The organism is Gilliamella sp. Pra-s52 (genome assembly GCF_009795805.1).
Classification (GTDB): domain Bacteria; phylum Pseudomonadota; class Gammaproteobacteria; order Enterobacterales; family Orbaceae; genus Gilliamella.
Map to the genome: position 1 here is coordinate 1 of NZ_WTEY01000021.1, position 20771 is coordinate 20771.

At 32.3% G+C, this 20771-nt stretch carries 19 protein-coding genes, 1 other RNA gene and 3 pseudogenes; 1 reads left to right on the forward strand and 22 read right to left on the reverse strand.

Annotation, left to right across the window (positions count from 1 at the left end):
* Nucleotides 1-716 precede the first annotated feature (716 nt).
* From GQ594_RS10900 to GQ594_RS10985, 18 genes and pseudogenes are all read right to left on the reverse strand, one after another.
* Nucleotides 717-2798: a capsular polysaccharide biosynthesis protein gene (locus tag GQ594_RS10900; protein ID WP_160412845.1), complete on the reverse strand. Its 2082-nt coding sequence runs from the start codon at nt 2796-2798 to the stop codon at nt 717-719.
* Between the two features lie 20 nt (nt 2799-2818).
* Nucleotides 2819-3478 (reverse strand): ABC transporter ATP-binding protein, encoded by a 660-nt coding sequence (locus GQ594_RS10905; RefSeq protein WP_160412843.1) that lies wholly within the window; start codon nt 3476-3478, stop codon nt 2819-2821.
* Nucleotides 3478-4281: pseudogene (locus GQ594_RS10910) on the reverse strand (ABC transporter permease). Before GQ594_RS10910 ends, GQ594_RS10905 begins: the two are co-directional and overlap by 1 nt.
* Entirely contained in the window at nt 4281-4955 is a 675-nt protein-coding gene (locus GQ594_RS10915; protein ID WP_160412841.1) for a hypothetical protein, read from the reverse strand. The pseudogene GQ594_RS10910 and the gene GQ594_RS10915 overlap by 1 nt, the downstream one beginning before the upstream one ends.
* Nucleotides 4956-5207: 252 nt before the next feature.
* Nucleotides 5208-6350 (reverse strand): polysaccharide biosynthesis/export family protein, encoded by a 1143-nt coding sequence (locus tag GQ594_RS10920; protein ID WP_160412840.1) that lies wholly within the window; start codon nt 6348-6350, stop codon nt 5208-5210.
* A gap of 155 nt (nt 6351-6505) precedes the next feature.
* An RNA gene (gene ffs / locus GQ594_RS10925) (signal recognition particle sRNA small type) lies at nt 6506-6601 on the reverse strand.
* A gap of 138 nt (nt 6602-6739) precedes the next feature.
* Nucleotides 6740-7033: an integration host factor subunit alpha gene (locus GQ594_RS10930; RefSeq protein WP_065637551.1), complete on the reverse strand. Its 294-nt coding sequence runs from the start codon at nt 7031-7033 to the stop codon at nt 6740-6742.
* Between the two features lie 4 nt (nt 7034-7037).
* A complete protein-coding gene (pheT, locus tag GQ594_RS10935) occupies nt 7038-9425 on the reverse strand; it encodes a phenylalanine--tRNA ligase subunit beta (protein ID WP_160412838.1) in 2388 nt (795 codons plus the stop codon).
* 16 nt (nt 9426-9441) lie between these two features.
* Nucleotides 9442-10425: a phenylalanine--tRNA ligase subunit alpha gene (gene pheS, locus GQ594_RS10940; RefSeq protein ID WP_160399877.1), complete on the reverse strand. Its 984-nt coding sequence runs from the start codon at nt 10423-10425 to the stop codon at nt 9442-9444.
* 217 nt (nt 10426-10642) lie between these two features.
* Nucleotides 10643-10996 (reverse strand): 50S ribosomal protein L20, encoded by a 354-nt coding sequence (gene rplT / locus GQ594_RS10945; RefSeq protein WP_160412836.1) that lies wholly within the window; start codon nt 10994-10996, stop codon nt 10643-10645.
* A gap of 33 nt (nt 10997-11029) precedes the next feature.
* The gene (rpmI, locus tag GQ594_RS10950) at nt 11030-11227 is read right to left on the reverse strand and encodes a 50S ribosomal protein L35 (protein ID WP_025315575.1); all 198 of its coding nucleotides are present in this window, start codon (nt 11225-11227) and stop codon (nt 11030-11032) included.
* A gap of 84 nt (nt 11228-11311) precedes the next feature.
* Complete coding sequence (gene infC, locus GQ594_RS10955) at nt 11312-11851, reverse strand: translation initiation factor IF-3 (protein ID WP_065587350.1); 540 nt, start codon at nt 11849-11851, stop codon at nt 11312-11314.
* 27 nt (nt 11852-11878) lie between these two features.
* Nucleotides 11879-13804 carry a threonine--tRNA ligase gene (thrS, locus tag GQ594_RS10960; protein WP_160412834.1) on the reverse strand — a complete coding sequence of 642 codons (1926 nt, stop codon included), beginning with the start codon at nt 13802-13804 and terminating at the stop codon, nt 11879-11881.
* 658 nt (nt 13805-14462) lie between these two features.
* Nucleotides 14463-14825, reverse strand: a complete 363-nt coding sequence (locus tag GQ594_RS10965; RefSeq protein ID WP_202112575.1) for a Mor transcription activator family protein — start codon at nt 14823-14825, stop codon at nt 14463-14465.
* A gap of 3 nt (nt 14826-14828) precedes the next feature.
* Nucleotides 14829-15269: a hypothetical protein gene (locus tag GQ594_RS10970; RefSeq protein WP_160412832.1), complete on the reverse strand. Its 441-nt coding sequence runs from the start codon at nt 15267-15269 to the stop codon at nt 14829-14831.
* Between the two features lie 22 nt (nt 15270-15291).
* Entirely contained in the window at nt 15292-15453 is a 162-nt protein-coding gene (locus tag GQ594_RS12505; protein WP_160412851.1) for a phage protein GemA/Gp16 family protein, read from the reverse strand.
* A 456-nt stretch (nt 15454-15909) separates the two neighbouring features.
* The gene (locus tag GQ594_RS12510; protein ID WP_160412849.1) at nt 15910-16167 is read right to left on the reverse strand and encodes an IS30 family transposase; all 258 of its coding nucleotides are present in this window, start codon (nt 16165-16167) and stop codon (nt 15910-15912) included.
* 31 nt (nt 16168-16198) lie between these two features.
* The gene (locus tag GQ594_RS10985; RefSeq protein WP_160412830.1) at nt 16199-16636 is read right to left on the reverse strand and encodes a hypothetical protein; all 438 of its coding nucleotides are present in this window, start codon (nt 16634-16636) and stop codon (nt 16199-16201) included.
* A 297-nt stretch (nt 16637-16933) separates the two neighbouring features.
* Between GQ594_RS10985 and GQ594_RS10990 the strand changes: the two genes are divergently transcribed.
* Entirely contained in the window at nt 16934-18019 is a 1086-nt protein-coding gene (locus tag GQ594_RS10990; protein ID WP_160412828.1) for a DUF695 domain-containing protein, read from the forward strand.
* A gap of 127 nt (nt 18020-18146) precedes the next feature.
* Here GQ594_RS10990 and GQ594_RS12315 read toward each other — a convergent pair.
* The 4 genes and pseudogenes from GQ594_RS12315 to GQ594_RS11010 all read right to left on the reverse strand — a co-directional run.
* Nucleotides 18147-18350: pseudogene (locus GQ594_RS12315) on the reverse strand (integrase core domain-containing protein); the annotation flags it as partial.
* Between the two features lie 188 nt (nt 18351-18538).
* Nucleotides 18539-18766, reverse strand: coding sequence for a DUF7710 domain-containing protein (locus tag GQ594_RS11000; RefSeq protein WP_160412826.1), 228 nt, complete (start codon nt 18764-18766; stop codon nt 18539-18541).
* Nucleotides 18767-18990: 224 nt separating this feature from the next.
* Nucleotides 18991-19245, reverse strand: a pseudogene (locus GQ594_RS12230) (transposase); the annotation flags it as partial.
* A 308-nt stretch (nt 19246-19553) separates the two neighbouring features.
* On the reverse strand, nt 19554-20243 hold the full coding sequence (locus GQ594_RS11010) for an endonuclease (protein WP_160412822.1): 690 nt from the start codon (nt 20241-20243) through the stop codon (nt 19554-19556).
* Nucleotides 20244-20771: the final 528 nt, after the last annotated feature.

Genomic DNA, 20771 nt, shown 5'->3' on the forward strand with positions numbered 1-20771 from the left:
CATGAGGCATTAAATAACATGACACCAATTGAGTATAAAACATTAAAACAAGCAGCATGATTTTCTACGTGAGTTGTGTACTAAGCTTGGGGTATTTACAGATCCAAAATACAAAACGATATTGAGCAATGGCTTGAATTTTACAATCGAGAAAGAGCACACTCTGGAAAATATTGTTATGGAAAGACACCCTAGCAAACATGGAATGATGCAAAAGTTAAGTTTGAGCTACTACATATTTGTAATGTCGTTATTTATAATAATATATAGGGGCAAATTAATTAAAGCAACTTCATTTTTTTGATCTATGACCTAGAAAAAGATCACTAGCGGTAATTACCGTGTTAGAAATGAAAAAAACAACCTTTCTCACGAGTGGATATTTCAACAATAAGAATTTTATAGTACAGTGTTGAACAAGCTCATTGTGTAGTACTCACAAATTCAATTTTTTATTTCATATTTTGTAGCGGTTTTTCAAAAAACAATCCCACTATTTCCCCCTTTTATTTTGTTTTATCCCATTTATCTCATCATTCTGTTATTATTTATTATGTTCTATTTTAATTTAAAACTCGAAAACAGGTAGCATAATTTTCTACATCAATTTTATACTAATAATGTTGTTAAGAAAAATCGCCCAAAAATCCAATAGAATCAAATATCTTCTGAAACTGGTAAATACACTCAATTTTGAATGGGATCACAAAATTTTATTATTTATAACTAAGTAATTTTATTTTCCAAATAAGAAAAATAACCTGTTTTAGCTTGTTAAACTGTTTTTTTAACCAAGACTGTCTAAATGTTCTTGAGTTTTTTAATTTTTTATCGTTTAAATAATTTATTAAAGTTTCTGGATCGGTAAAATGTAAAGAATCAGGATGGATATAAATAGCATAATCATACATCACGATATAAATTAACTCTTGAAGTGTTAGTGCCCTATTTCTTCTAATATTTGGATACATATCAATTGTTAATCCCCAGCCTGAGTAAAATGGTTGCCCATAACAAACAACTTGTTTATTTCTAATTAATGCTTCAAAGCCTGCCAAAGAAGTAATTGTATGGATTTCGTCAACCTGCTCTATACAATCAATAATATCAACAAATTCAATTATATCATCAATATATTTTTTTATTTCACTTCTATTAACCTTACCTTTTCGGTTGCCACTTAAAACGTCTGGATGAGGTTTATATATAATATAATCATCAGGATTGTTTCGTCTAACTGACTTTATCAATTCTAGATTTGTTTTTATAATAGGCGAACCATATAAAATAGAGGCATCATCTTCAACTTGACCTGGTATTAAAATAATTTTTTGCTTATTTCCTCTTGGCCTAATATTGACTTTTTCACCAATATTATATTTACCTAATTTTGTTACGATAAGCAAATTTTGTAGTAAACTAGCTCTTTCTATTTGTTGTTTATTAACTTCTTTACTTGCTAACAAAAATTCTAATTCACTCATATTTTGAGAATTAAAATAGATACCTACCTCATCAATAACCAATGAATATGGCATAACTAAATTTGATCCTAATCCAATTGAACGGATAAAGCCATCTTCAATGCGAAGTGGATTCAATTGATTAATAATTGGATGTAATTTCTTTTTCCCTTGTCCCCATATTAATAATTTTTCAGTCCTGATTTTTTTTTCTTGTCTTTCATCATTGATAATTTTTATAAAGTTACTTACTGAGTGAAAACGACATGTTACAGAAGGTAACCTTAAATAAGGTAATAATACATATTTTTTCCAAAATGAAAAACCAACTAAATTAATTGTACCTCTAAGTTTATTGTTAAGTGATTTAATTTTTATTAGATAGTTAATAACATCAAAAATAGTACCTCTTTTACCAGTATAAGGATTAATATATTTACAATATAATATATAACTTGCAGTAAACAATTCTAAAATTGTAGCTTGAGTTCTTCTATTGCTTGCTTGCAAACATTGTATATCTTTATGCCTATCATCTGTAACCCCCCAGCCAGCATACCAAGGTAAACCAAAAGTAATCACCTGTTTACCTAATAAAAGAGCCTCAAACCCCATATGAGAGGTAACAACATAGACTTTGTCAAAATGTTTAAGTAATGAAAAGGAATTTACATCTTGGTCAAATAAGATAACAGACTTTCTGTTAGCAATTTTAGTTAAATACCCTTTTTTATATCCATTTATTACATCTGTATGAGTTTTTACATAAATTGTGGAGGATGGGTTCTCCTCAATTGCACAATTTAGCATTGATATAAAAGTTTGTTGGCTTGCTCCTCCTAATTCAACGGCCATATCTCCAAATGTTTGATCGATAACTAAAATTCTTTTATTTTTGATTTTTTCCTTGAAACCACAAAAATTAGGGGCATGATTATATTTTGATAACTGTTCTCCGATAATTAATTTTAATGCATAACTTGATTTATTAATATATTGATTCAAATTTATTTTATCTTTAATCAAGATTTCTAATTCTGAAGGAGTTCTAGAATCATAATAGATTCCAATATTATCAGCAATAAGTGATAGTGGTGGATAGCCTTCTAGACCTAGACCAATAGAGCGCAAAAAGCCATCTTCAAGAGCAATAAACGGCAGTAAATGTTTAGTTGCATATGCTCTAGCTTTAATTGTTGTTGGCCTATATCCCCACCCAGCAACTGCGTCAAATTTTCTATTAATATTTTTTTTACAAAACAATAGATTAGGAAAAAAATGGTTAATACTATTTATGGTCAGAATTTTTTTTGAAAAAACTAAGACATTTTTCATTTGGAGTACTATTAGTAAGGTTATGTAATTTTCTGTTGATTATTATGATAAATGTAAGCTTGTTCAATCGTGTCAAATTGATATAAGCAACCAGCATCAAGTACCATAGCTTTATCACAATAGTTTTTTATCGCATTCATGTTATGTGAAACTAAGATAAGAGCGCGATCTTTTTTATTTTCAAATAACTCTGTTTTACATTTTTCTGTAAATTTAGAATCACCAACGGCAATTACTTCATCAATTAAATAACAATCAAACTCAATCGATAAAGATAAAGCAAAGGCTAAACGAGCCTTCATTCCAGAAGAATATTTTTTTATTGGTTCGTATAAATACGAACCTAATTCCGCAAAATGTTCAACATATTCTTTCGTTTTTTCAATGTTACATCCATAAATTCGACAAATAAATCTTAAATTATCCATTCCTGTCAAACTACCTTGAAACGCACCTGAAAAAGCTAAAGGCCAAGAAATTGACATATTTCTTATTATTGATCCTGTTGTTGGTTTTTCTATTTCACTTAGAAGTCTAATTAGTGTAGATTTACCTGCACCATTACGCCCCAATATACCAATCTTTTCTCCTTTGCATAAAGAGAAATTAATATTATTAAGGACTGTTTTATATCCTTGTCTAGTTGAGTATTGTTTACTGACATTCTTAACAAGAATCATTAATTACCCTCAAGAATATAATTCTCATTAATTTTTACCATCGTTAATCCTACAAATAATAAAACTATATCACAAAAAACTAAATAACTTACACTTTGATGTGTTATAGTTGAAGGACCAAAATAACCAGCTCTAAACATTTCTGTTCCATTAATTGGTGGAATATAAAGTAATAACTTTTGAATATCATGGGGAAAGGTATCAACCCAAAAGAAAGCCCCAGATAACGGCATAAGTATAAAACTCAAAGTTCCCCACATTTTATCAAAAGCCTCATATTTAGCAGATAAAACAAAAATAATCAAACCTAATCCTAGAGAAAACCAACACATTAATCCCCAAGCACACAACATATAAAAAGGATCATAAGGTATAGCAATTAATCCAATAAAGATAAAAATTGATATAACGAAAACTTGAGCTGCACTAGCCCCAATCACTTCAAGAAAAATTCGGGCATATACTAAATCTAAAATTTTGATATTACGGTGATATAACAGTGCGTTATTAGCCGTTACAGAATTTTTTGCTCTAGATGAAGCATTCCGCCACATCATTACCATTGGATAACCAGTTAATACAAATGCAATAATATTAAGATTGGATACGGAATTTATTTAAAAAAAAAACCACATTAAACTTATTAATAAAGTTAATGACATAGGTTCAACAAATAGCCAAAGAAAACCAATATTACTACGCCCATAACGAGTAATTATTTCCCTTAAAATTAAAGCATTCAATACACGAATTTGTATTTTTAATGAACGCATAAATGATGTTTTAGTAATTACTTCTGCCATTAATCTTTATGCTCTCTTATACCAGCTAAAAGTAAATTAATAATGCCATATACTAAAAAACTAATTATAAAAGTTGCAATGATATTATAAATGCGAGCAGGTTTAAACGATACATCTGATATACTTGGTTGTTCAATTCGCTCTAGATAAAGCTGCTTTTTAGTTATTTCCACTTGAGCATTACGTAACGATAATGTAGCTGCTTCAAACTGCTGTTTAGCAACAGTATTATTAATTAATATTTGTTGATATTCAGCTAAGTTAGCATCTTTATTTTTATTTCTTTGAAATTCAGCTAGTGCTTGAGCTTCTTTCTTCATCTGTGACTCAGCATTTTTCAATTCAGCTAACGATGCGGTTATAAGATCTTGTTTGGCTCGTAAATTTATTTGGTTTACAAACCCTTCAGCTTGTTTCAATAATTGCTCGTTTATTTTAAATGCATCTTGCATATCGAAAGCATTTACACTAATTGTAGCAATACCTGTGGAATTGTCGAAATTAGCATTTATCATATTACTCATGTACCGATAAAAATATTCTTTTTTATCATAAAAATCAAAGTTAAATCCATTAAATCTCGATATCTCATCGCCTTTTGTTGTATACCATTCTTGTACTGGTAAAAATTTTTCGACAGAAGATAGCGCATCTCTGGATTTTATATACGACAAAACAACATATGAGTCATCATTGGAGCGTGAAATTCCAACCTTTGAAAAAAAACTTCCTAACCCACCCAAAGATGATTGGGTATCAGAAGAACGTATAATGTATTTTGCCTCTGATGTATAAATATTTTCAGCTATTAATCCAAAATAAATTATCGATAGTAAGGTTCGAAATATAACAACTAAATATAATAACCAATTTTTTTTCTTTTAAAATTTAAATACATAAAATCTCACAAGGTACTAATCAAAACATTATTCACTAATTTGGTTAACTTGATTAACAACTCCAATACCAGGCGAGAAAATTGCATACAAGAATTTTTGCAATTCTAGAATTGGTGCCGATGCAATATAAACAATATCGTCATTTTTTATTCGAAAATTTTTCATTACAAAAAGTGAGTTAGGATTATTTAAATCTATTTGAAAAATCGTTGGTATAAGTTCTTTCCTATTATCAATTGACAAATTTTCTTGATATCTAAAGACAAACACACCTCGGGCATCAGATTGATTATCTCGTAAGCCACCAATACGAGCTAATGCTTGAGACAAATTAATTCCAATAGCTTCAAATTTGACTTCTTTGGTTGAACCTATTGCCCCCATAGAAATGAAAGAATTTGGTTTATTAATTAACGTAATAACATCATCTTTTTGAAGATGAATATTAAATCTAGGATTAGATAATACTAAACTTAACGGAATTTCATTAACTTTATTATTTCTAGTAATTTGTATTAAAGTATCTTTAATATCATACATATTGCTACCTAACATGGTAACCGCATCTAATAAGCATTCCCCCTTGGCTGTTATAGGCATTTTACCGCTAAATTTATCACCAATAACTGTAACAGTCGATGAACGTTTTTCCAAAACAGTAACAATTATTTGTGGTCTATTAGCAATTCCAGACAACTTTTCAATGATCTCTTTTTGTATCTGTTTAGGAGTTTTATTAACAACTTTCATATTTCCTACAAACGGCAAAGAGATAAATCCTTTGGAGTCAACAACAACTATTGGTAATTCAGTTAATCCAGTTTTCGGAGCACCTGTATCATTTGAACCTACAAATAGTATTGCAGGAGGTGTTTCGATTATAGAAATTTTTATGCTATCCCCTTTTCCTATATTATCAACCTTTTTATCTTGGCTATCTTTTTCACCAATAAACTTGATAAAATTAAATAAATTAGTTTGTGTTTCTTTTATAGAATCTGGTGAAGTATTTAAATTGATGATTTGGACTTTACTATAAAGTTTATCTAATTCAGTATTCTGCTTATTTATATTTTTTATAGAAGAAAAATTAGGTCCTGAATGGGGTAAAGCTGAACAACCACTTAAAATTATTACTAATGCTATTAGAATAAGAGATGGTAATTTCAAAATAAATTTCCTTGTTCATCAATTCATCTATAGATGGGTGTCTTAGCCAATACCCCTTGTAATCAGTAATTCTAATTGTCAGATAACAGCACCCCATTTTATTTATATTATAGTTCTAAAAAACAGATTAAATGCACTACAAAATTTGGAGGAAACTCTATCAGCCACATCCCACACACATATTTTTTACTTTGGCTGCTTCCTTCCGGACCTGACCTGATGAGCAAAAAAATGTTGCAAGAGAACCCATAGAGTCTCCATTGAGAGAGGTAGTATTATGCTTTAATTTAAAAATTAATACAACATTTTTTATAAAAAACTAGCCTTTCTATTTGTTTTAACAAAAGAAAGGCAATTATATTGAGGGTGTAAAAAACAAATTTATAAACCTAGATAACTAGATTTTTTTCTACACGTTCTCTAAACTTGATTCCCGGTCTAAATGTGACAACGCGACGAGCTGAAATATCTACACTTTCACCCGTTTTAGGATTACGTCCTGGACGTGAATTTTTATCGCGAACAGCAAAATTACCAAATCCAGATAATTTTACTGGCTCTCCTTTTTCTAAAGCCACACGAATCTCTTCAAAAAAGAGTTCAACAAGGACTTTAGCTTCTTGGCGATCAATGTTAAATTTTTCGGCAAGACGATCTGCTATATCTGCTTTAGTTAATGTCATATTATTATTCTCTTAATAGGGCTTTAAAACGATTCTGTAAAGCAATAACGCACTTGCTTACAATGTTTGTTATATCTTCTTCTTCAAGTGTACGAGATTTATCTTGCAAAATCAAACTAATAGCAAGGCTTTTTTGATTTTGTTTGATATTTTCACCTTGATACACATCAAAAAGATTAACTTTAATAAGTTGCTCACCACCAGCTTTTTTACATTCTGAAATAATGTCTGCTGCTGGTACCGTATTCGGAACAATAATTGCAATATCTCGTTTATTCGACGGATATTTGGATAAGTCCTGAGCAACAGGTATCTTTTTTTCATTGATTTTAGCTAAATTTATTTCAAAAACAAGCGTTTTACTATTTAAAGATAATTTTTTTTCAATTTCTGGATGTAAGACACCAAAATAACCTATTAATTCCCCATTTAAATAAATTACAGCACTTTGTCCTGGATGTAAGGTTGATAATTGAGATTTTTTAAACAATACATTATCAGCACATCCCAAAAGAGACAAAATTAACTCAATATCACCTTTAATATCGTAAAAATCCACGTTCTTTTTTGGAAGTCCCCAATGTTCTTCGTATAAATTTCCTGAAACAATGCCAGATAACATTAATTCTTGACGTACACCAAATTCACATTTTTCATCAGGTATAAAACGCAAGCCAGTCTCAAATAATCGGATACGTGTTTGCTGACGGTTTTGATTATATAAAACTGCATCTAATAATCCAGACCATAGCGATAACCGCATAACCGACATTTCACTTGAAATAGGATTCGGTAATATTATTTCAGCTTGTTCTGGGTGAAGAATTCGTTGAATTTTGGGGTCAACAAAGCTGTATGTTACTGCTTCTTGATATCCCCTATCAACCAATAGATCTTTTATTCTTCGTAGTGATATTTTGTTTTCTGGTTTAGGTTTCATCACTGATTCAATCTTTAGATTGGCATTTGGAATATTGTTATATCCATAAATACGTGCAATCTCCTCAACTAAATCCTCTTCAATTTGTAAATCAAACCGCCAACTTGGTGATTTGACAACCCAAACATTATTATTATATTCAACTTGACAACCAAGTCTGTTTAAAATATCACTGATATTTTGAGTTTCGATTTGATAACCAATTATACGATTGATTTTATTGCGGTGTAACTCAATAGTTGCTTGTGTAGGAAGCTCATTTTGATTTGTGACATCAATAATTGGACCTACTTCACCACCACAAATCTCAATTAATAATTGACTAGCTCTTTCCATTGCAGCAAATTGTAAAGCAGGATCAACACCTCGTTCATAACGGTGTGAAGCATCCGTATGTAAACCATACTCACGAGCTTTTCCTATTATTGCTAATGGATTAAAAAATGCTGACTCAAGAAATACATCTTTAGTAGATTGAGTTACACCTGATTTTTCTCCTCCCATAATTCCTGCTAATGCTAAGATTTTTTGGTGATCAGCAATAACTAAGGTTTTATCATTAAGTTTAACTTCATTACCATTGAGTAAAACTAGTTTTTCATTTTCTTTAGCATAACGAACAATGATACCTTTTTCTATTTGATCCAAATCGAAGGCATGCATTGGATGACCTAGTTCTAATAACACATAGTTAGTAATATCAACAACGGCATCAATTGAACGAATTCCGCCTCTACGCAATTTTTCTTTCATCCAAAGAGGTGTTGTTGCATTAACATTAATATTTTTTATAACTCTACCTAAATAACGTGGTGCGGCTTTGGGGGCATTGACCTCAATTGGTAAAATATTGGTAATCGTTGTAGGTACATTGTCTACTTTTAGTTCTTTCATAACTATATTGTTAACTGCAGAAATATCTCTAGCAATACCAATAATACCAAAACAATCTGAACGGTTTGGAGTTACACTAATATCAATTATTACATCATTAAGATTTAAATATTCGCGAATATCCATACCTAAAGGCGCATCATCAGGTAATTCAATAATTCCATTATGATCATCAGAAATACCCAACTCGGAATAAGAACAAAGCATCCCTTCTGAAGGTTCTCCTCGCAGTTTGGCTGCTTTAATTTTAAAATCACCAGGTAATATAGCTCCGACTGTGGCACAAGCAACAGTTAATCCTTGACGGCAATTTGGCGCTCCACAGACAATATCAAGTAATTCTGATTTACCTATATCAACTTTCGTAACACGTAATTTATCTGCATTAGGATGCTGCATACATTCAACGACTTTGCCAACAACCACTCCTGAAAAATCACCAGCAACCTTTTCAATATCATCAACTTCTAAACCAGCCATTGTTAATTGTTCGGCTAGCGTTTCGCTACTAATTTCTGGATTGATCCATTCACGTAGCCAACTTTCACTAAATTTCATGTTTTGATCTCCAGAATTAATTAAATTGTTTTAAAAAGCGTAAATCATTTTCAAAGAAAGAACGTAAATCAGTGACACCGTAACGTAACATGGTTAACCGCTCTATTCCCATACCAAACGCAAAACCGCTATATACTTCCGGATCAATACCAACATTACGTAATACATTGGGGTGAACCATTCCACAACCTAATACTTCTAGCCATTTACCATTTTTAGCCTTTATGTCAACTTCGGCGGAAGGTTCGGTAAATGGGAAATAACCAGGTCTAAAACGTATTTCCATGTCATCTTCAAAAAAACAATGCAGAAAATCGTGCAATAGTCCTTTTAAATGAGTAAAACTGATATCTTTATCAACAAGCAAACCTTCCATTTGATGGAACATTGGCGTGTGAGTTTGATCATAATCATTACGATAAGTTCGCCCTGGAGCAATGATTCGAATTGGTGGTTTTTGATTTTCCATTGTACGAATTTGTACGGTTGAAGTTTGTGTTCTTAATAATCGTTTTGCATCAAACCAAAATGTATCGTGATCAGCACGAGCAGGATGATGAGCAGGAATATTTAGTGCATCAAAATTATGGTAGTCATCTTCAATTTCTGGCCCAGTTTCAACAATAAAACCTAATTCACCAAAAAAATCGACTAAGCGATTAATTGTTTTGGTAACGGGATGTAATCCACCTAATTCAAGCGTTTTTCCTGGTAAAGTAATATCTATCGTTTCATTTGCCAACTTTGCATCGAGAGCTTGACGCTCTAAAAGATTGCGTTTTTGATTTAATATTTCAACAACTTTTTGTTTTGCATCATTTATTTTTTGTCCTACAGCTGGACGTTCATCGGCAGGAACATCACGCAATGAAGCCATTTGTATTGTAAAATGGCCTTTTTTACCAAAAAACTCTACCCGAATTTGTTCGATCGTATTAATGTCATTAGCACTTTCAATAGCGGATTTGGCTTTATTTACCAGTTCAACTAATTGAGACATACAGTTCTCCTGCTTATTTGTTCATTATATAAAAAAAGCCTCTTTTTGAGGCTTTTATAATCATCTTTTACTTTTTTTTTGCCTCGTTAATTAGCATTACTAAAAAAGCCAAAAAAGAAATAAAAAATAACTAAGTTCATAATTGAATAACTCTTTATAATAAAAATCAAAATTTTAAAATTATAAAAGCCGAGATAACTCGGCTCTTATGACGCTATTACAGTGCTGCTTTTGCTTTTTCAACTAATGCAGCAAACGCATTTTTATCAAATACCGCAATATCAGCAAGGATCTTACGATCAATCTCAATAGAAGCTTTCTTTAAACCATTAATAAAACGGCTATATGAAAGACCACATTGGCGTGCTGCAGCATTGATACGAACAATCCATAATTGACGGAATTGACGTTTACGTTGACGACGGTCACGGTAAGCATATTGTCCTGCTTTGATTACAGCTTGGAAAGCAACACGATATACACGTGAACGAGCACCATAATAACCTTTTGCTTGTTTTAAAATTTTCTTGTGACGTGCACGAGCAACAACACCACGTTTAACACGAGCCATAAACTATATCCTCTAAATAAATTAACCAATGAATTAAGCGTATGGAACACACGCAGTAACTAAACCTAAATCGCCTTTTGACACAGTTGTCAAACCACGTAAATGACGTTTACGTTTGGTTGATTTCTTAGTTAAGATATGACTTTTATTAGCTTGCTTATGCTTAAAGCCACCAGAAGCTGTTTTTTTAAAGCGCTTTGCTGCGCCTCTTACAGTTTTAATTTTAGGCATTTTATTAATTTCCACTTCGCATTGTTAATAAAAATAAAATAATGGTGTAAGTTTTAATAAATTAAAAGTTAGCTTGTAAAACCATTATTTTTTCTTTGGCGCAAGTACCATTATCATTTGACGACCTTCGATCTTAGTTGGATAAGATTCAATGATAGCCAAATCAGCTAGGTCCTCTTTAATGCGATCTAGCATTTCAGAACCCAACTGTTGGTGAGCCATTTCACGACCACGAAAACGTAACGTGACTTTAGCTTTATCGCCATCTTCAAGAAAGCGAATCAGGCTGCGGAGTTTTACCTGATAATCGCCTTCATCTGTACCAGGTCGGAATTTAATTTCCTTAACCTGAACAACCTTTTGCTTTTTCTTTTGCTCTTTTGTTGCTTTACTCTTTTCATAGAGGAATTTGCCATAATCCATAATTCGACAAACAGGTGGCTCTGCATTAGGGCTTATTTCAACTAAATCAAGAGTTGCTTCTTCCGCTTGTTTTAAAGCTTCGTCTAAGCTTACAATACCGAGCTGCTCACCATCGACGCCGGTTAACCTCACCTCGCGAGCAGTAATTTCATCGTTAATTTTATGCGCGCGTGTTGACTGAATTCGTTTACTGACTTTAATATCTCATTCCTCCAAATTAATTTATCATTAATTCATTTGTTCTAATGAACGACTATGAATTTCGTTAAGCAACAATTCTATAACATGTTTCACTTCAAAGCTACCAAGATCTTTACCTTGGCGCGTTCGAACTGAAATAGTACCCGATTCCATTTCTTTATCTCCACAGACAAACATATATGGAACTCGTTTCAATGTATGCTCGCGAATTTTAAACCCAATTTTCTCATTTCTCAAGTCCGCTTTTGCTCTAATACCAACTTTTTGTAATTGTTCGGATAATTGTTTGGCATATTCGGCTTGATTATCAGTAATATTGATCACAACAACTTGTAGTGGAGAAAGCCATGTAGGGAAAAAACCAGCACAGTTTTCAGTCAATATACCCATAAAACGTTCCATTGATCCTAAAATAGCTCTATGAATCATAACAGGGGTATGACGTTCATTATCCTCACCAACATAAGTCGCATCCAAACGTTCAGGTAACATAAAATCAAGCTGAACTGTACCACACTGCCATGCACGACCTAAACAGTCGTGTAATGTAAACTCAATTTTTGGCCCATAAAAAGCCCCTTCACCTGGTAGGTATTCAAATTTGATACCATTTTCAGTTAAACATTCAGCTAAATCTTTTTCTGCTAAATCCCATGTTTCATCTTTACCAATTCTCTTTTCAGGGCGAGTCGACAGTTTGACCGTAATATCGGTAAAACCAAAAGTACTATAAGTATCATAAACCATTTTGATACAACTATTCACTTCACTGCGAATTTGACTTTCAGTACAAAAAATATGGGCATCATCTTGAGTAAAACCACGAACCCGCATTAAGCCATGTAAAGATCCTGAAGGCTCATTTCGATGACAACTACCAAATTCTGCCATACGTAATGGTAAATCACGATAAGATTTTAACCCTTGATTAAAAATCTGTACATGTCCTGGGCAGTTCATTGGTTTAATGCAATATTCGCGGTTTTCTGAAGATGTTACAAACATTAATTCTTTGTAGTTACCCCAATGTCCTGTTTTTTCCCACAAAATACGATCCATCATAAATGGACCTTTCACTTCTTGATAATCATATTCCTTTAACTTTGTACGAACAAAAACCTCTAGTTCACGGAAAATTATCCAACCATCATTATGCCAAAACACCATGCCAGGTGCTTCTTCTTGCATATGATAAAGATCAAGCTGTTTACCTATTTTACGATGATCTCGTTTAGCGGCTTCTTCAAGAAATTGTAAATAACTATCCAGTTGTTTTTTGTCTGCCCATGCAGTTCCATAAATGCGTTGTAACATTTTATTATCACTGTCACCACGCCAATAAGCACCAGCGACTTTTTGTAATTTAAAACGATGGCAAAAACGCATATTTGGTACATGCGGTCCACGACACATATCAATATACTCTTCATGATGATAAAGTGCTGGCGTTGCATCCTTAGGGATATTTTCATCTAAAATTGCAATTTTATAAGGTTCATGACGATTCCAAAAAATTTCTCTTGCTTGTTCCCAACTAACAATTTCTTTTTTTACATCGTAGTTTTTCTTTGCAAGCTCAAGCATACGCCTTTCTAATGCATCAATATCTTCCTGCGTTAATGAATGTTCTAAATCGACATCATAATAAAAACCATTGTCAATAGTTGGACCAATTGCCATTTGTACATCAGGCCATAATTGTTTAATAGCATGCCCTAGTAAATGCGCACAAGAATGACGAATAATTTCAAGCCCATCATCATCTTTAGCTGTAATAATAGCTAAAGATGCATCTTCAGTAATGACATCACAAGCATCTTTACGTTCACCATTTACACGTCCAGCTATACAAGCTTTTGCTAGCCCCGCACCTATACTTTGTGCGACTTCTAAAATGGTAACAGGTTTATCAAATTGACGTTGACTTCCGTCAGGAAGAGTAATTATTGGCATAATAAATCCTTAAACAGTGGTGCGCCACACGAAAGCGCACTTGCATACATAAAAAATAGATCGAGTATATTATCACTTATCATCAAGATTTTAAATAAAAAAATCATTTCAATACCGTTCTAAATAAATTTAGAAACGTAAAGTAAAATATATAGTTACTTGAAACATTTTACAAATATAGAAATTACTCACGTTGCTTATATTTATTTAAGAAATGGCTAAGTTGGTAACGTAATTCTATACTTGATTTTTATGCTCCTAATGAAATATTTACGCAACCGTTCATTTTTTATGATTGTTTTTCTTGTAAAAAATATTCAGGAATCCATACCGTTTGGCAATTAAGAAACAGAAAAGAGTGATATGTACTTTTAATTGAGATATGGCATAATCAGAAGATATTTAGTAACTCAAAAAATAGAAAGCAAAAACACAAAAAATTTATTCACTTTTATAATACTGGTAAACCATATAAATCCGTTTTTGGAATAATATTTTATGCGTTTTTAGTGGATTATTTTAACTGAAATAGAACATGATAAATAATAACAGAATGATGAGATAAATGGGATATAACAAAATAAACAGGGAAATAATGAAATTGTTTTTTGAAAAAGTGTTACAAAATATGAAATAAAAAATTTCCTAAAAAAATTAATTAGGCATCGTTGAAATCAAATAAGGTTGGTTGTTTTTCTTTTATCATTCTTTTGTGAACTCGGTCGATTACTTTTCTGATACCTCGTCCTGTCATTTTATATTTTTGACTTAGTTCTGCGTAGTTATTGCCTTTAAATGCGTCATAGATTTGCAAGTCACGTTGGTTTAGTTTGAATCTGTAGTCACGTGGAAACGTAATGTTCTGACCTCCAAACAGTTCTGAAATTGTATTTGCAATACTATCACCAAGATGAGCTGCAATATCTTCAGGCAGACCATAATCCATGGCTTCATTAGCCACAGATAATGATATATGCGTTAGCAGTTCATGACGTTTAATAGATATTGCAGACTTAGTCATAATTTACGCTTCTGTTTTCTTCTTATACCAATCTAGTGCACCGGGTATATTTTTTTCTAATTTATTAAAATCGATACCAGCCCTATACATCTGTTCAAAATACTCTTCATTACTGCTACGAATTGAGTAGTTATGATTTTTAAACGTTTTGTACTCACTAGTTAAACGCTTAGCGTGAATATTATTAACTGTTTCCCGTAGCGCGTGAGCTAGATGTCTACTTGGTTGAAAAAATTGTAGTACTTCATTTATTAAATTTACTGCTCGTGAGTTACTCAAATTTGATTTTTGAGTACGAAATAAACCAATATAAGCAATCATCGGTTTAGCACAGCCATAACTTAAATTGCTTACTAGCATAAGGAGTTCTCTGCCAGAATTATCCTCGACTAATACTTCTAAATTAATTTCGTTATGACAAATTGGGCAACGTGTTAATTTCATGCTTCTTCCTTTATATGCGTGCTTACCAACTTTTTAGGCTTTCAATTACAGCCATTGCTTGTTTTTGAGTAAGCCAATCCATCACTTCAACACCAGTAATACGTTTTACATATGAATTGATAGCTTTTTCTGAGCGGTTTTTTACTTCACCTGCATCAGCTAGTTCCAGCCATAATGAGCGTATTTTTTATGAACTGGTTCTGTAGCAGTTATCTTCCCTATTTTTTTGATGATTTAACTTTAAAACCTTTTGATTTAAGGTGATTTAGAATTTTTCCAGTTCCCAAACTGTCATATCCTTGGTGCTAGTTTTTTTAGTTATATTCAGGAATAGATGACGATAGGTATCGTCATCAAGATTAAGTTGAGATTTTGCAATATGAATCAGCTTGATGTATTTAGATTTCATCCACTTACCCTCTATTAATGATGGAGAATAACCTGAACTTGATACACCATGATTCAATTGAGCGGTTTTACCTTGTAAGTAATCAATAAATTGTGAAGAGTCCGAACCATTACACTTTTTAGCATATCTAACCTTAGCGGGTGATAAATCTTTGGTCTTTCTATATTCAGTTAATAGATTTAGTCCCTCATTAGTTATTGTAAAATCTTCAATTAATTGATAAACACCATCCTAGATTACACCATGAAGTGCAATTCGTCTTAGCTCCTTAGAATAAAAGGAGGTAGGGCTTTTAAACTTATGCCGTTTTCTTGGGCGTGATTTCAATAAATATTGTATTTTCTTTATCTGTTCGTCGTCAACTAATGAATTGGCCGCTGACTTAGGTATAAACTGACGTATTAAGCCATTGGTATTTTCATTTGTGCCTCTTTGCCCGCTTTTATAAGGCTCCGCAAAGTATACGGTAGTATTTAAATAATGCTCAATCGCATGATGATAATTAAATTCGTTCCCATTATCAAAGGTGAGCTTTTAACCCTTTTTTAAACGGCGTTAGTAGTTTTATTATCATATCTCTTGTTTCGGAGGCGGTACGTTGATTGAGGCGTCCAATGAGTACTAGTCCGGTTTTGCCTTCAACTAATGTCACCAATGCTTGCTTGTCTTTACGGCTAATCATGGTATCACTCTCCCAATGTCCTCGCGTTTTCCAGTTTTCTACATAACTTGGACGTTGTTTAATTGGCCGTTTATATCGACGGTCTCCTTCTTTAATACTCGGTGTCTTACAATGCCGATAGGCTTTGCCTTTTCGCCTTTTCTGAGCAAGTGTAACCGTCTCATGCGCTTGATAGCTTTGATTAGGTTTTGAATTTCTTTTTATCTCATGACTGATTGTCGAAGGATGTCTATTAGTGGGGGAGTTACATTGAATTTTACAATTGAGAAAGAACACTCTCTGGAAAATATCGTTATGGAAAGATAGCTTGGATGCAAAAGAATTGGTTAAGGAAAAGCAATTGAAGAATTTATTTTGCTCATCGGACACGCATTTTGTTAAAATAAAGGTCGATAAGTAATAGGTGTATGTCAGATTAAGTTTGAGCTACTATACATATTGCTGAATATTATATCATTAATATTTTAATTAATTATCTTATTAGATGATTAATAATTATAAAATTTAAATAAATATAGTGTATTATTAATACTAGTTTTGTATGATTCTTATTGATTTAAGAGGTTAATGTATATGTTTTTCAAAAAGTTTTGGAAAAAAACATCGCCTGATATTAAAAACACACCAAAAGAGCAACAAAGCTCACAAGAGCATTTAAGTGCGATGATTCGAGATTTTTGGCAACAGGTAAAAAATTCTGAACAATCTCTTAATGAACTTGATATTATAGATATAATTAAAAATATCAATAATCTATTAAATGAAAATCAGTTAGATGTCATTGCTGAAATTGCTGTAGGGGATACTAAGAATCATAAAATTATTTTTACTGCGGATGGAAAAATTGAACGCTTCGAATACGTAATAGAAATTTCCCGACAAGCACCTGATCTTCAGTTTTTCGAAATAGAAGCATTTCGTCAGCGCATTAATAATGTAGATACATTTGTTATAAAATCTAAAGGGAGTTCTTTTTCATTAGGTGCAACTGATTTATTAATTCAATACAAAGAAAGTTGTCGTAAAATATCTATCGGTATTATGTTTGCTAAGACAGTCCCTGAAGAAATGATAAAACAGGCAGAAACGATGGCATTAATCTATCTTGATCATCTATTAGGTGAATATGATTTTGCTGTTAGAGTAGAAGCTGTTGAGTTTTTAAAGATAGATCAGAGTGCTACCACAATTCCTGCTAACCAATTTGTAACTATTTTTGATCGGTTATGGAAAGAAGATTTAAAACATACCGGTATATTTAATATTCAAGAAGAACAATGGATTGTATTTGAATTAACAGATCTTAAAATGTTAGTGCATCGTAATGAAGTGGCTAATTCTTTGTTAGGACATGAAAATTATTGTTATGCACTTAATGTTATAGTTGATGTTGATAGTAAAGAGACACTTTCACTTGTTTATGAATTAGAAGATGCTATTAATCTTGCTTTACGTGCTGATGAGCGAGGAATTCATTGCCAAAATAGTCTTAGTGGAGGTGTAAGAAATATGCTATGGTATGTAGGAAATAAACAGTCAGTACTCCAATTAGTAAAACAAATAACAAACCAATATAATACATTATCAGTTAAAATTGAATGTGAGTTCGATCCTCTTTGGTTACAGTACTTACGCTGGGTTGAATGTTATCAAGCATAAAAAAGTATCTATGATTAATGGATACTTTTTTGCACAATAACTATTGTAGCAGGGGATGTTGAGATCCTATTCTAAACATGTTATTTAATGCCTCATGCGGTCTTTCGGTGTTATAAATCGTTAACTATTCTTCAGTTATTCTCCTGGCTTGTGCTAAGTGGTTAAAAAGAGATAAATCGAGTACTTCAGTACGATAGGTACGATTAAATCGTTCAATATAGCCATTTTGATAAGGGCTACCGGGCTGGATATAATCAATGGCTATATCATGTGATTTAGCCCAGTTTATAAAGGTTTTTCCTGTAAATTCTGGCCCATTATCGACCCGTATTTTTAGATGTATTACCTATATAAGGAACGTATCCAGTTCTCAACTCTTCTTTTCAAATATTCATCGGATATCATATATGTGATAAAACCTTCTAAACCATAACTTTCCTCTCCTAAAAGACATATTTCTCCTGTATTTATTTCAATTTTTTGTAATATGTATATTAGTTAGATAGTCAGGGTTTTCATTTAAAAAACTAATCTGATGCCATTTTCGTAATGATAGTGTTCAAGCATTTGTTCTTTATTTTGAATGCACCACTCATAGCCACCAATATCTATAGGCATTTTCGTTAATATCCCTGTTAATTTATTAAGCTTCAACCAATTATCCGCATTTTCAAGAGAAGAAAATACAGCAGAAACCATTGGGATACCATCTTTTTTAAAAACCCATACCCAACTACTATCTTTCATAATATTTCACCTAATTAGTTTATTTACCTTTACCGCAAAATTTATGTTTAAACCGGAGCCATTTTTTATTTTATTTTAATGGCTTCTAATTATACTCTTACTTCGCCTTACAACAAAATTATGAGCACTGCGACTTAATCCCACACTATCATCGCACAGCTTATTGCAATCATATGCGTCACTTGTAGCATTTCCGCCCACGTTTTACGTACCTGCGTGCACTATAGTTTTTTTAAGATTTCTTCCTGAAGCAGGGATTTTAAGCTCAGTTCGGCAAACATCTGCTTAAGCTTGCGGTTTTCAGCCTCCAGCTCCTTTAAGCGTTTGATATCCGAAGTTTCCATTCCGCCGTATTTTTCCCGCCATTTATAGAAAGTTGAATTACCCATGCCCTATTTACGGCACAGTTCTTTAACCGGAATACCCGCTTCAGCTTCTTTTAAAATAGCGACGATTTGATGTTCAGTCATTTTTTTCATAATTAAATCCCCTTTTCTTTTATCATAGAGAATTTTCTACTTTTTTGCTGTACTATTTTAGGGGATAGCTACAAATACCTTTTCTGACGTTTTTTTTGCTTAAAACGGGGGACTTTATTTTAATAGGTGGAATAGGTTGGGATTTCAAAAATAGATTTAAAAGCCCAACTTTTGAAGAGTTGTTCATAGTTACAATAAAGAAACAAACCAAATTGCATAAAAAATTTAACCACAATATGTCACATAGTATACAGCAATCGCATCAGGGATTGCCGTTTTAAAAATAATACTATTATCTTTTTTATTTATTACCTACACCGTTCAGTAACAAACTTATTCTCATTACCCTGCACTTTTGCTATATGCACATTACGCTCACATTCCCAATTTTCAGGGGCATACATTTGATTCCAAGCCATCATGAGTTTCTTTTCTTGATTTGATAAATTGATTTTATATTTATCAGACATATAAAGATAGGTGCGTGCTATCATTCCACGAATTTCATTACGTGGCTGAAATACGCGAGCTTTAAAATCCACAGCACTTTTACACTGTCCATACTGATTAAATTCTTTAGTGAATTGTGAATAACGATAATTAGACCTATCACCATTCACTTCACCAATAGCCGGTTGCAAATTATGCATATCCCCTTCTATTTGATTGAAAACAGCATCTTTTTTACATGCTTTACGCCCGCCTTCTTGCCAGCATGTCAGGTGTCTACCAAAATTCTCGGCAGGCATAACGTGTTCCCACTCAATACGCTCAGCTCTAGCCTGATTTTTTCTTGGCTGGTACCCACACTTGCTAAAATCAACAACGCTTTTTTTACCTACCCACGAAAATTCGCATCCGCAATAAAATGTCGTTTGATTAGGGTTTGATTTATATAATTTTGTTAGATGTGTTTTGGCTGAATTAAAATTCTGTGCTGAATAAACAAATAACGGAACAAATAAGAGTAAGATAGCTATTTTTTTCATAAAATCCATTTAAAATAAATCCAAAAACTATAAAATTTAATATGTTATATAAAACATCGACTTTTATAGTAGAGCATCCTGCAATAACAACTATCAAGTAAGAAGCTTGATAAAATAAACCCTCAGCTTTTAACTAGGGATTGAAAGAGAGAAAGGATGCATGGATACCTAATTCTCTTGTTTATCATATTGGTATTGTTTCCAGTCTATTAACCAATCAAAGGTAAAGTACCCCGCCGGTAACTTTTAATATATCAACAGGTATTAAATAAATCAAGGTGATATTATTAAAAATTCAATAACTTAAATTCAAACAAAAAGCATCAAAGACAAGAGGTAAAGTAGAAAGTTTAAAACAATACGTTGATAATATTGCATTAATTGAACAAGTCAGTAACAGCCTGAGCGAATCCAAGGTTAACTTATTGTTGATGTAGGATAATTTTTGATAAAAACCTGGATTCAAACATGAAGTGCAATTTTAAACACGGTGGAGTGAAGAAAGTAGAAAGGTGATTTATACTAGCCCCTTCGCAC